At 45.5% G+C, this 12729-nt stretch carries 11 protein-coding genes; 5 read left to right on the top strand and 6 right to left on the bottom strand.

From position 1 onward, the window contains the following. Positions 1 to 11 precede the first annotated feature (11 nt). Entirely contained in the window at positions 12 to 944 is a 933-nt protein-coding gene (locus QNH28_RS04050; protein WP_283910279.1) for an MATE family efflux transporter, read from the bottom strand. Positions 945 to 987: 43 nt separating this feature from the next. After that, a complete protein-coding gene (locus QNH28_RS04045; protein ID WP_283910278.1) occupies positions 988 to 1365 on the bottom strand; it encodes an MATE family efflux transporter in 378 nt (125 codons plus the stop codon). A gap of 220 nt (positions 1366 to 1585) precedes the next feature. Here QNH28_RS04045 and QNH28_RS04040 point away from each other — a divergent pair, with 220 nt between their 5' ends. From QNH28_RS04040 to QNH28_RS04020, 5 genes are all read left to right on the top strand, one after another. Next, on the top strand, positions 1586 to 2491 hold the full coding sequence (locus tag QNH28_RS04040; RefSeq protein ID WP_283910277.1) for an ArsR/SmtB family transcription factor: 906 nt from the start codon (positions 1586 to 1588) through the stop codon (positions 2489 to 2491). A gap of 18 nt (positions 2492 to 2509) precedes the next feature. Then, entirely contained in the window at positions 2510 to 3784 is a 1275-nt protein-coding gene (locus QNH28_RS04035; protein ID WP_283910276.1) for an MFS transporter, read from the top strand. A gap of 158 nt (positions 3785 to 3942) precedes the next feature. After that, the gene (locus tag QNH28_RS04030; protein ID WP_283910275.1) at positions 3943 to 5916 is read left to right on the top strand and encodes a serine hydrolase domain-containing protein; all 1974 of its coding nucleotides are present in this window, start codon (positions 3943 to 3945) and stop codon (positions 5914 to 5916) included. A gap of 59 nt (positions 5917 to 5975) precedes the next feature. Further along, positions 5976 to 6653 (top strand): response regulator transcription factor, encoded by a 678-nt coding sequence (locus tag QNH28_RS04025; protein ID WP_283910274.1) that lies wholly within the window; start codon positions 5976 to 5978, stop codon positions 6651 to 6653. Beyond that, positions 6650 to 8074: a HAMP domain-containing sensor histidine kinase gene (locus QNH28_RS04020; protein WP_283910273.1), complete on the top strand. Its 1425-nt coding sequence runs from the start codon at positions 6650 to 6652 to the stop codon at positions 8072 to 8074. The genes QNH28_RS04025 and QNH28_RS04020 overlap by 4 nt, the downstream gene beginning before the upstream one ends. A 378-nt stretch (positions 8075 to 8452) precedes the next feature. Here the strand turns inward: QNH28_RS04020 and QNH28_RS04015 are convergent, their stop codons facing one another. From QNH28_RS04015 to QNH28_RS04000, 4 genes are read right to left on the bottom strand one after another with little or no spacing between them, the layout of a single operon-like run. Beyond that, positions 8453 to 9181, bottom strand: coding sequence for an ECF transporter S component (locus tag QNH28_RS04015; protein ID WP_283910272.1), 729 nt, complete (start codon positions 9179 to 9181; stop codon positions 8453 to 8455). Beyond that, the gene (locus QNH28_RS04010; protein WP_283910271.1) at positions 9163 to 10833 is read right to left on the bottom strand and encodes an ABC transporter ATP-binding protein; all 1671 of its coding nucleotides are present in this window, start codon (positions 10831 to 10833) and stop codon (positions 9163 to 9165) included. Before QNH28_RS04010 ends, QNH28_RS04015 begins: the two co-directional genes overlap by 19 nt. Beyond that, entirely contained in the window at positions 10806 to 11696 is an 891-nt protein-coding gene (locus QNH28_RS04005) for an energy-coupling factor transporter transmembrane component T (RefSeq protein WP_283910270.1), read from the bottom strand. The genes QNH28_RS04010 and QNH28_RS04005 overlap by 28 nt, the downstream gene beginning before the upstream one ends. Next, entirely contained in the window at positions 11696 to 12664 is a 969-nt protein-coding gene (locus tag QNH28_RS04000; protein WP_283910269.1) for a DUF4430 domain-containing protein, read from the bottom strand. The genes QNH28_RS04005 and QNH28_RS04000 overlap by 1 nt, the downstream gene beginning before the upstream one ends. Between the last annotated feature and the right edge of the window lie 65 nt (positions 12665 to 12729).

The following is a 12729-nucleotide window of genomic DNA, read 5'->3' as shown; positions in this document are numbered from 1 at the left end:
ATCATCCTTTGCTAAGTTGTTACCTGCTGTTTGTTCATTCTGAATAAAGATCTTCTAAACCAGAACACAAGAATGACTCCTTTGAACACACTACTTAGAGCAATCGACATCCACACTCCATTCAAGCCAAAAGGACCGGATAAGAGTATGGCTAGCGGAATTCGGAGTGCAGTAAATGTAATACTGAATATCGGTGGAATGTGGGTTTGACCCATGCCGTTAAAAGCACCAACTGTCATCAATTCCATACACATGAATAATTGTGAGTAACCGATGATCCGCATATAATCTGCGCCCAATTCCAGACTTGTCTGATCTGATAAAAACAATGAAAATAACTGCTGCGGGAACGCAATAAATATAAGCGACACGATCACACCGAAGATGGAGGTTAAAATCAAGGCCTGCCGATACCCCTGCCTAATACGATCTAATCGACGTGCTCCATAATTTTGGCCAAAAAAGGCGGCAATAGCTCCCTGTAGTCCTCCAATGGTCATATAGGAAATAGATTCAATTTGGATTCCTACTTTTTGAACCGCTATGGCATCCGCTCCAAAACGCACGATGATCTTGGCAATGATGATCGATATGATCGTAAAGGTGACCCGTTGGATCGTTATCGGAAGCCCCATACGGATGACTTCTTTCATTTGACGACTGTTCCACACGGATGTGTTTGAAATGATCTCTGACTTTCTTGTCTTTAGGATAAAAAGAGCCGTAACCAAGATGTTCGCCGTTAATGTTGCAATAGCTGCCCCCGCTACTCCCCATCCCTCAAAACTGCCCCAGCCAAAAATCAAAAATGGATCAAGGACAATATTAACCATAAGACCAATGGAGAAGATCTGAAACGGTTGTTTACTATTTCCCATAGCGTTTAAGAGAGTTGCGAATAACGTATTCACGATAGAAAATACCGATCCAAATATCGAAATCATTAGAAATTGTCTAGCCATCCGCTCTACTTCATCACTTCCAAGATCAAAAAAAACCAATCAACTGATTCTTGGTTAATAGCACTAAACTCATATAGAGCAGTCCTAATAAAATAGACATCATAAATCCGTTCTTTATATAAGATTTAGCCTTCTCTATCTGGCCAGATCCCATACAATGCGCCACCTTAATCCCTGTGCCGATCGTAACCATAGTCGATAAAGCAATCGCTAGATTAATGAAAAAACTCGCTGTACCAATCGCGGCAACCGGACCACTTCCTAATCTTCCAACCCAAATCATATCGACTAAACCATAAGTAGTAGAGATGAAATTCGTCGCAATAATGGGAAGCGTTAATTTCATTAAGGTAGGCATAATAGAACCCTGAGTTAAATCGTTTGCGTCCTTTAAGTCCTTCAAATCTCATAACACCTTCTTCATCTAATTTTCAGATTCATTATATAATCAAACACTTATATAATCAATTGATTATATTCGAACAATATTTTGAGTTTGAATTTTTCGGCGAAAAGGCTATTGAAAAGAAAGATTAGTTCGTTTACAATAAAACAAATAATTAGTTCTATATTTATAGAACAAGTATTCAATTCAGTATCTCACTGAAAGAATGGAGCAGCTCATGGATTATAAAGTAGAAGTCGATTTTGCACCTATGTATGAATGCGTTAGTAGTATGACTTCTTTTCTAAGCAAGCAGAACCATACTGCCATGGATTCCGGCAAGCTCTGGGTTCGCGATGTTCAGGCAAGATTCGCACCCATGCTACTTCGTAAAATGCAAGAGGTCGTTAAGAAACTCGATGATTTCAGTTTGGCTCCCTATATATGGAGCTGTCCGGGAGAACGTTCGGTTGACGGCTTTTTGGATTGGTTCGATGGTTTAACGTCGGGCGAACTGTATGAAATATCCGGACGCTTCGGCCAATCGGTTCCCTCCAATCTCGCGGAGCTCAGGGACACTGCCTCTGATATCCTGCGCGAATGGAATACAGGATACTTCAGCGGAATCGACCCTAATATCATCAAGGGGCTTGAGCAGGAAGCCGAATCAAGACGAACAATGTTGAACGGAAACAATGACATGGAAGTCTTTGAAACAGCTACCGCCGGAATGCGCCTATATCCAACTGAGCATCTGAAGCAGGTCATTATCATTCCGCAATATCATGCTCGTCCGTTGGTTACTACCTCTATTTATGATGAATTCGTGTTCACTAGCTACTCTTGCGATGTTCTCCCTCCGGAAGCTGGACGGCCTGCTCCTGCACTACTTCGCCTTACCCGAGCACTCTCCGATGAGACGCGGCTATATATCCTCCGTTTGCTCACAGGCAAGCAGCTCAATTTCACAGAAATCGTACGAGAGGTCGGGCTTTCCAAAAGTACAATTCACTACCATCTCATTGCGCTTCGAGCGGCTGGGCTGGTCATTGTTCATAGCAATATTAAAAGCACTTCGTACAGCCTACGTTTAGAGGCCTTAAACGGGCTGCCTCAGCAGATTGGGGCGTATTTGGAGAGTTAAGAAAGGAGCTACCAAGCAATGATAAAACGCAGCTATTATGGTCTTCTTTCGACCATTACTTTAAGCGCTTTTGGAGATGCTTTTGGCTTGCTGGCTATGGAATGGCTTGTTTATGAGCTGACCGGTTCTAAGCTAGCGATGGGAGCACTCGCGCTCAGCTCGGGCATACCTGAGCTGCTGCTGCGCTTGCTCGGTTCACCGTTGTCCGATCGGCTGCACCGCGTCCGTTTTATGGCCTGCTTGGCAGCCATTCGCTTGCTGGCTATAGCATTGCCACTCGGCATGGGCCTGGCTGGCCAACTGCAGCTGTGGCATCTGTTTGTCGCCGCCGGTCTAAGCGGAGCCTGCGCCGCCCTGTTCATGCCAACGGCGATGGCTGTTATTCCCGGCGTTGCCGACAGCCGGAAGCTGGTGCGGGCTTTTGCAATCATCGATGGCAGCAAAAGCGCAGCAGTCCTGCTGGGACCTGCCTTAGCAGGCGCATTGACTGCTGCTAGTGGAGCGCTGCCAGCCCTCGGCATCAACATGTTATGTTACTTAGCCGCTATCACTACCCTGCTGTGCTTGAAAAAGCTGCCGAAACCTTCTCCAGCCCCAGGCCGTTTCTCCATCTCCGTTTACGTTCGTGAGATAGCCGAGGGCTTTACCTTCTATAAACAATTCCCTGCAATGCTTACGATTATGATCATGGCCTCCATCAGTAATTTAAGCTCAATTGCCGTCTGGACGATGATGGTCCCTTTTGTACGCGAAGTGCTCCACCGTGATGCGGCGACGATGGGCACACTAAGTACAGTTTTCGCGCTGGGAACATTAGTCGGGCTAAGTGTGATTTCCATGATAGGGGAAATTAAAAAAAGGCGGCTTGTTATGCTTGGCAGTCTGGGGACCATAGGTTTAGTGACTACATTATGGGGGTTATTTCCTAGTTTTTCTTTTGCTCTCGCTGCCGTATTTGCTACTGGAACGTTAGCTCCCTTCTTCGGTTCGTTAAGCTCTTCACTCCATGGACGTCTAGTTCCGAGCAATCTGCAAGGAAGAGTCAATTCTATTCGCTTTCTGATCGGTGGCAGCTTGCAGCCTTTTGGTGCTTTTGCCGGTGGTGCGATTGCCCAGCATTATGGGGTGCCCGTACTTTTTATAATCGCCGGACTGCTTCCAATGCTCTGTGCTAGCGCAGCCTTGCTACTCCCCGGACTCAAAGCGCTGGATGGTGACCTTTCCATCCTTGAGGCCACCCATAGGCGCCCCGTTGTGGAAGTTCCGTCACAAGGTGTTGTAGCTGAACGATGAAAGAATGAAAATAGACTACCATCTGTCGTTAAATGCGGTGGATGGCAGTCTATTTTTTTATAGTCTTGTTAACGTTCCATTCACACTACTCTGATAATCTCATAAGCGTTAGGTGGATGATCATCCAAGCCCAATAAATGATGATGCGGAGGATAATAATGTTAACATCTATAAAAAAAAGACTGATCGCTGGTCTAACCCTATTGGCTGTGATTAGTGCCGGATTAGGCGCAAGCCTGGTGTTGCCCGGGAAACAGGCATCGGCCGAGACTAAGACGGATCAAACCGCGCTAACTTTAACTCAGACTGAAGCCCCTGCCAATCTCGATGATACCGAGAGTCTGACTACCTTCGTTGATGGCATCATGGAAAAAGATATGAATCGGCTACAAATTCCGGGAGCCGTGATCTCCATCGTAAAAGATGACAAGATTATTTTGGCTAAAGGTTATGGTAGTTCCAATCTAGAGGCAGCAGCCCCCGTTGACCCGACAACCAGCATGTTTCGAATCGCTTCAACGACAAAGCTGTTCACCTGGACAGCGGTGATGCAACTGGTCGAGCAAGGCAAAATTGATCTAGACACGGATATTAACATCTACCTGAAATCAGTGAAGATCCCTGCTACTTATCCTGAGCCTATCACTATGCGCCATTTGATGACACATACAGCAGGGTTCGAGGAAGGTGGAGTTGGTTATCAAATCACTACAGACCCTGCCAAATTGCCGGGGTCAATCTCGGAAACACTCAATAAGCATAGGTTGGCACGGGTAAGACCACCCGGACAGATAAGTTCTTATTCGAACTACGGAGCTACACTCGCGGGTCTAATTGTAGAAGAAGTTAGCGGTGTTCCTTACAATGATTATATAAAGAAATATATATTTGATCCGCTCGACATGAAATATTCGACTGTGGTAGAACCTTTACCAGAGTCATTTATGCCCAACAAAGTTGTGGGGTACAAGAGCGAGAATGGCAGTTTTATTCCGGGCACACCTACATTCGAGGGCGGCTTTCGTCCTGCCGGCTCGGGTACCGTATCTGCAGTAGATATGGCGCATTTCATGATCGCCCATCTTCAGAACGGGAAATATGGTGATCAGCAGATTCTGAGACCCGAGACGGCAGAACTAATGCATTCAACGGCGTTTCAATTTGATAAACGTCTGCCGGGAGTGGATCTTGGGTTCGCAGAGAAACAAATCAATGGGCTCACGCTGATCACTCATGGTGGTTCTGACCCCATGTTTAATACGGGATTATATCTTGTGCCTGCCAAGCATGTAGGCATCTTTGTATCCTACAACGGCGGTGAGGGCGGTGATTCCGCAGAAGACCTCATCCAAGCCTTTTTCAACCGCTACTACCCTGCTCCTGATGTGAGTCAGCCTGAATTTATCGCTTCTGATGAATCTATTCAAAAATATGCAGGAGCCTATCAATTTACACGCCGAAACATCAGTGATATTGATAAGTTTTTTAACTTTTTCGCTCAGCTGAATGTCTCGGTTGAGGATAATAAGCTATCCTTGGGAAGTGGTAGTGAACAACAATTGTATAGAGAAGTCGGTCCAAATCTGTTCCAACTCGAGGGAGGTACCGAACAGATTGCCTTCCGCACAAATGATTCCGGTAAAGTTACACATATGATCTTAGGAATGGTACCGGATATGCCGCTGGAGCGTACGCCTCTCTTGGATCAGAATAAATTTTGGCTTATCGTCCTAGGGTTCTTGGGGTTGATCTTCATCACTTCATTACTTGGACTAATCTTCTCCAGACGCAAGATCAAAGCGATGACGCCTCCGGAAAAATGGGCCATCCGCCTATCTGCGGGAACTGCTGGTTGGGCGCTGCTATCTTTCGTCACGATATTCATGGTGGTTATGTCCATGGACATGATGCAGAAGTTCAGCGGGATCAGTCTTTCGCTTTCTCTCAGTTTAGTTATGCCAATCATTTTGGTTGGTTTGACTTTAGCTCTGTTAATCTCGGCTATACTGGTTTGGAAGAATAAGTACTGGACAGCTTTCAAGCGTGTGCATTATACGTTAGTGGCGCTTTCGGCTGTGGCGATGACTCTGTTCTTCTACTATTGGAATCTGTTGGGTTGGCAGTTCGGATAACGCCATTACTTGCCAAGAACAAATCAGATATAATGAAAGCTTAATAGAGGAGGAAAATCGTGGCTACTATACTTATCGCTGATGATGATGATAACATCCGAAAGCTAATGTCTTTATTTTTGCGAAAAGAAGGCTTTGACCTCAAAGAAGCCAGGGATGGTACCAAAGCCCTGTCCATTATACAGAACTCGCGAGTCGATCTCGTCATTCTAGATATTATGATGCCAGGATTGGATGGTTGGGATCTATGCAGAGAAATCAGGCGCTGGGATGCCAACATCCCCCTCCTCATGGTGACGGCTAAAGCGGAATCCGCACACAAAGTAAAAGGCTTTCAACTTGGTACGGATGACTATCTGACCAAACCGTTTGATCCGCTTGAACTAGTGATGCGAGTAAAAGCTTTGCTTAAACGCTCGCTGGTCGTTTCTTCCCAGTCTGTGCAGTTGGGCAATGTGGCGCTTAACCGCCGCACTTTTCAGGTCACGCGTGGAGAAGAACCGGTCACAATTCCTTTGAAGGAATTTGAGCTGCTGTTTCTGCTGGCCAGTCATCCTGGGCAAATCTTCACAAGAGAACAATTGATCCTTCAAATCTGGGGATTAAATTATGAAGGAGACGGCCGAACTGTAGATGTGCATATAAGTCGGTTGAGGGAGAAATTCAGCGGCAAAGGCGAGCAATTCCAAATCGAAACGGCCCGCGGTCTGGGATATCGGCTGATCCCTACGCCATGATCAAGACGTTATACGTACGCGTCATTCTCACGTTTCTAGGCATCATTATCTTTAGTCTAATCTGTTCCTTTTTCATTGGCTTGTATGTCTTTCAGAAACAGATAAGTTACGAGGGACAGAATGAAATGATCCTAGTGGGAAAAGAGATCATTCACCGCTATGATGATGCCACACCAAAGGATACGGACGAGTTCCTGAATAGTATGGTTAAGGTATCCGCATACCCTATCCACCTGTACAATCATGCCGGTGAACATACTTTTTATGGGCTCAAAGGTAGTCCGGCTGTCACTGTACCTCTCGAAGCTGTCAAACAAGTGCTGCAAGGAAAGCTCTACCGTTCCTCCGAGGAAGATAAGGACATTTTTATCGGGATGCCCTTTATGTTGGACGGGGAGTGGCGTGCGATGTTCTTGCAGTATTCTGCTGAGAACGAAAATGTCGTCAATCGGATGATGCTCTTTGTGCTTTTACTCGTGCTTTTGCTGGGGAGTGTATGCATTCTTATTGCCGCCAGATATTTGGTGGAGCCGATCAAAGCACTGACGAATGCGACAAAAAGGCTGGCCAAGGGTGATTTCGAGGTGGAGCTTAAAGTGAACCGAATAGATGAAATCGGGGAATTGACACAGAGCTATGTGGAGATGGCAGGAGAGCTGAAGCAGTTGGAACAGATGAGACAGGATTTCGTATCCAACGTTTCTCATGAAATCCAGACACCGCTCACATCTATTTCCGGCTTTGCCAAGGCGTTGCAGAACCATGATTTGATTGTGGAAGAGGAACGCAGCGAATATCTTGATATCATCATTGCGGAGAGTGAACGTCTGTCGAGGTTAAGTGATAATTTACTGAAGCTCGCTTCACTAGATTCTGAACATCATCCCTTCAACGCAAGTCCCTTCAATCTTGACGAGCAGATTAGAACCATCGTTGTGACCTGTGAGCCCCAATGGTCAGCCAAAGGTATCGTTATCGATCTAGAGCTGCCGGAAGCGGTCAAAATTAAGGGTGATGAAGATCAGCTGAAGCAAGTATGGATGAATTTGCTCAGCAACAGCATCAAATTTACACCGGTAGGCGGGAATATCCGCATCAGTATAGATAGTAGTGCGGCAGAAGTATCCGTCACCATCAGCGATAATGGAATCGGGATGTCCCCGGAAGAGTTCAACGCCGTATTCCAAAGATTTTATAAAATAGACAAATCGCGGAACGGAAACAACAATGGCAACGGTCTGGGACTTGCGATCGTAAAAAAAATTGTCTCTCTGCATCAGGGAAGCATAGAGGTAGATGGTGCGGTTGGAGAGGGAACGACAATTATCGTTAGGTTGCCAGTCTCCCTTTCTGCTCCCAGCCGAAAGAGCCTTAAGCCCTTTGAAGATACCTCAGCACCTATGGATATCGTAAGAGAATAATCAAAAAACAGGCGATACCGGTAGACCGGAGCATCGCCTGTTTTTTAAGGTTAGATCTAGGAGCATCGCTACTAGAATTCCATACCGATTGTAATATCTTATAATGGCCAAACCTCCAGCCACTAGGTACTACCGCCCCCCTTCGGCTAAAAACCGATGGGGGGTTCTTTGAGCCTTTCGTCGATGTGGGTTTGGGTTTCGCGCTGATAGCAGCGGAGAGAACGGACTGATTGTGGAAAAGCGGAGCGTTCGCCTTTGTGTACGGATTTTACCCTAGGGGAAAAATTCAAAAAAATCTGGACACAACAGCGATTGTAACAACAGTCCGTTCTCGGAGCATCCGCCAGCGCAAAGCGCACAACACCCCGCACAAACACCCTAAGGCTCAATCAACCCATACTTCGTTTTTATCCGATCCAACTTCTCAATCATAGGATGAGCAATAAAAAACAAAAACACCACCGTCGAAATCGCATGCACCATATCAAACCAAAAGGCGGAAACATAAGTCGTCATCAAAGCCGACCATGAGAACTCTGAAGTGAACATCATCAGCGAGCCTATATTGATAATGCCACCATATACCAAGAATGTCGCTAGCCCTCCGAATATACACAGCGATAGCTTAGTCTTTTTAAGCAGACCTTTCTTGAAGAAAATACCCGCCAGGAAGCCAATGATGCCAAAACAAAACATTTGCCAAGGCGTCCAAGGTCCCTGCCCAAAGAAGAAATTGGAGACGAAGCCCGCAACAGCACCCACCAGAAATCCTGCCTCAGCACCCAAACTCACACCTGCGATGATTACTATAGCAACCACCGGCTTAAACTGCGGCAACATGAAAAAGGCTGCACGTCCAGCAACGGCAATCGCTGCTAGCACCGCTATGACAATCAGTTCCCTCGCCTGCGGCTTCCGATTCTCGAACACCATCGCAAACGGAATCATCGTATAGAGGACGATCAAGAGACTAATAAAGTAATATTTGCGATCGTCTAGGACAAAGATACCTAACAAAATTGTAGCTGGAATAACTATAAAGATTAGTAGTCCCGCTAATAAAGTTCGACGACTCAAACGACGACCTGTTACCTGCTTCGTTGACATAAAGCAATCACACCCTCTATCGTTACTCCCTCGCTCCATACATGACGCGCCATACGGTTGGCGGCAGTCGTATAGAAGCTGTTTCCCGCAAAAAACTTCTGGGCTTCATTCGTAGTGATGATACTTCCATCAAAGAACATCGCGCAAACTTCCGCGTATTTGGCACAGAATTCAACATCATGCGAGACCATTACGATGGTAACACCATCGGCAATAAGCTTCTGTAGGAATAAAGCGAGTTTCTCCTTAAAAGGTCCATCCAATCCTTTAGTCGGTTCATCCAGCAGCAGAATCTTTGGTTCTAACAAAAGCACCTTAGCCAGCGCCGCCCGCTGCTGTTCTCCCCCGCTAAGATCATACGGATGCATGGAGAGAAGATGTTCCAGTTCTGCGAACTTAACCACGGCCTCAACTTTAGCCGTCTTTTCTTCCTTCGTTAAAGGGAGCTGGGATAACATTTCGTATAAATCTAACTCGACTGTTTTCTTCACAAATAAGGTTTGCGGATTTTGCGGGAGGATGCCCAGATTGTTAGTAAACAGTTCTTTGGCATTCATCTTCGCAGGGTTGTTCCCGCCAATTTGAACTTTGCCTCTATAGGGCTGAAGAATGCCGCTCATTAGCGACAGCGTCGATGTCTTGCCCGTTCCGTTTCCACCAACAATGCAATAGAACTGTCCCTGCTTCACTTCAAAGGACAAATCTTTAATAATATCCGGTCCGTGCTTATCATATTTAAACCATACATCCTTGAACTTTATGACTACTGGGCCGTCCTCTTTCGTGCTTGGCGGAGATTCCGCGATCGTTGCAGGTGTCTTATCCTCTAGAAAAGCATCCAACCATTGGCGTCCTTCCTTTACTGTAACAGGCCATGCTAAGTCATTCTCTACGCCTGCGTAAATTTGCATCGGTGAGGGCATGGACAGAAACATCGGATGGTTCAGCTTGCTTAGAGCTTCTCCAACCCTTTGCGGGGTATCATCAGCAATCACGATGCCCTCATTCAGCACAATCAGCCGATCTGTAAGCGGAAGAACATCCTCTAGACGATGCTCGGTCATGATAACGGTTGTTCCAAGCTCGCGATTAATCTTTTTAACCGTCTCCAAAAAATCGGAAGCCGCGATAGGATCTAACTGAGAGGTAGGCTCATCAAGGATTAGAACCGAGGGATGCATAGCCATAATCGCCGCTAAATTGAGTAGCTGCTTCTGGCCACCCGATAGCTCAGTCACACTTTTATGGAACCAGGTCTGAATTCCGAAAAAGCTCGCCATCTCAGCCACGCGCAAACGAATCGTAGAATTGTCATAACCTAAGCTTTCAAGACCAAAAGCCAGCTCATGCCACACCTTGTCTGTCACAATTTGATTGTCCGGACTTTGGAGTACATAACCGATTTCCGCTGCTTGTGTCCGTTGATCGATCTCCTCTACAGGTTGACCCTTATAATAAATCGCCCCTTGGCGTTTGCCATGTGGGGTTAGGATTGTTTTCAGTTGTCTTAGTAAGGTACTTTTGCCGCAGCCTGACTTTCCACAAACAGTAACAAAGTCTCCGCTTGCAATCGTAAGATTAATATTCGAAAGAGCCATCTGCTCTTGTTCAGGAAAAGCAAAGCTTAGTTCTTCGATTCGATAGATTTCCATTTCATTGCCTCCACCATATTGATGAGCACAGGGATCATACATAGCGCAAAATAAGCGATATATACAAGGATACTAAAAGGTGTAATTGCGCTCGCTTTAATCGACGGATAATATCTCATCGTGTTCTCACCCATCGCTGCGCCGACGGCTACCATCGTAATTAAGCCTGTCATGATCAAAAGGGCTACTTTGTCCCGGGCATCTAGACGGAAGATCGAAAAGCTTGTACGTCCAGGCAATCCATATCCTCTTGACTTCATGGAATCCGCCGTCTCAATCGCATTTTCCAGGGCCCAGGTGGTCATTATCGATAGGATCGTAATCCCATTCCGCGCTCGCGCGAGGAGATTTCCCTGCGTGACATCCCGGCCAATACATTTTTGAGCATTCGAAATTACCTTGATTTGCGCTAAATATCTAGGAACAAAACGAAGCACCATCGAAAAAATCAACGACAGTGCCGGCAGTATTTTTCCGAATATATAAATAAACTTATCCGAGGTCATCACAACGTTATAACAGGAGAACCATATGATTACCGTCACAAACATGCACGCCGCTGCTATGCCATAAAGAATGGATTCCTTCGTAATGGGATTTCCATTGTGCAAATAGAACAAGATCGTTACCCCTTGATGATTAAAAACAGGGTTCATAATCGCCATAAATAGTAGAAACGGAACCATGTACAGCAGATTAAATCGAACGGCTTTCTTGCCTTTTAACATAAAGGAGTAGACCACTGCACTGATAAGGGCAATCACCTGAAATATGGGATGCATGAACACCATGCTAAATAACAACACAACAACAAAATAAAGAAAATTCACAAACGGATGAAAGGTAGAAAAGCTATCCTTCATTATTTCTGTGCTCCTCCTGTGGCTACATAACCACCTACATCTCGACCTAAATCACAGGTGTATACCCATTCAACGACATCGCCGTCCTTAAGCACATAACGACTGCTGCCATAGTTAGGGAACCAGCCATTTACTTTGTACATCCATCCACTGAGCTCTCCAGCATCAAATTCATACAGATTATTTATGCCTTCAATATAATTACTGTTATAGATCGGGGTCATGCTGAATTCCATATGGATTTTATTCTTCTTCATCTCTCTTAGCAAAACATCAAACACAGACTCCCCTTCATAAAAGGTTACCTTCTGCGCTTTATAAATGATACCATCTGCAGGCAATACTTCAACCTTATCCTTATTGAAAATATCCATATTATCTAAAATCGTTGCTGCCGACACAGACAAAGTAGCCGTTAATTGCTTCTTCTTATCTACCGTTGCATCTTGCCATTCCACGGGCTTAGGTTTCCCGCTCGGCACTGGATCGGTAAGGAATTTATCCTTTTTCGGTTCCTGCTTGGTTTCTGTTGTCGCTACTTTTGAATCCGGTTTGGTTACTGGTTTTGCCGTCGCTTTCGTTTCCGGCACGGATGTTTTAGCCGCTTTCGGTGTTGCGGTCGGTTGTGCCTGTGTATCCGATTTAGGTGTTGCGGTCGGCTTTTCAACCTCTGTTACCGCAGTTTCGGTTGGCGTTACCTCTTCTGTTGGTTTTACCGTTTCAACAGGCTTAGCTGTTTCATCAGGTGTAGCTGTAGGAGCTATCTCCGTTGTCTCTGCATCACTTGAGGTTGTAGGCTCTACATCAACATTCTGATTGGAAGCCGTATTGGCTGATTCTACAACTTGAGATTCAACATTGTTACTTGCAACCTTGTTCGGGCTCTTCTGATAATTCCCGCCCCAAAAGAAGGCAATCGCCAACACACCAATAATTAGTATCGCTGTTAGCCATTTTTTCTTATTCATTTCTTAAGTTCCCCACCTTAAATAATAAGCAAGGGTATACATGCTACCCTTGCTTATCTCTTTAA

Source organism: Paenibacillus sp. G2S3 (assembly GCF_030123105.1).
In the GTDB taxonomy this organism is placed as follows: domain Bacteria; phylum Bacillota; class Bacilli; order Paenibacillales; family Paenibacillaceae; genus Paenibacillus_AQ.
The sequence above is the reverse complement of the archived record's forward strand: the minus strand, read 5'-3'. Positions and strand labels throughout refer to the sequence as shown.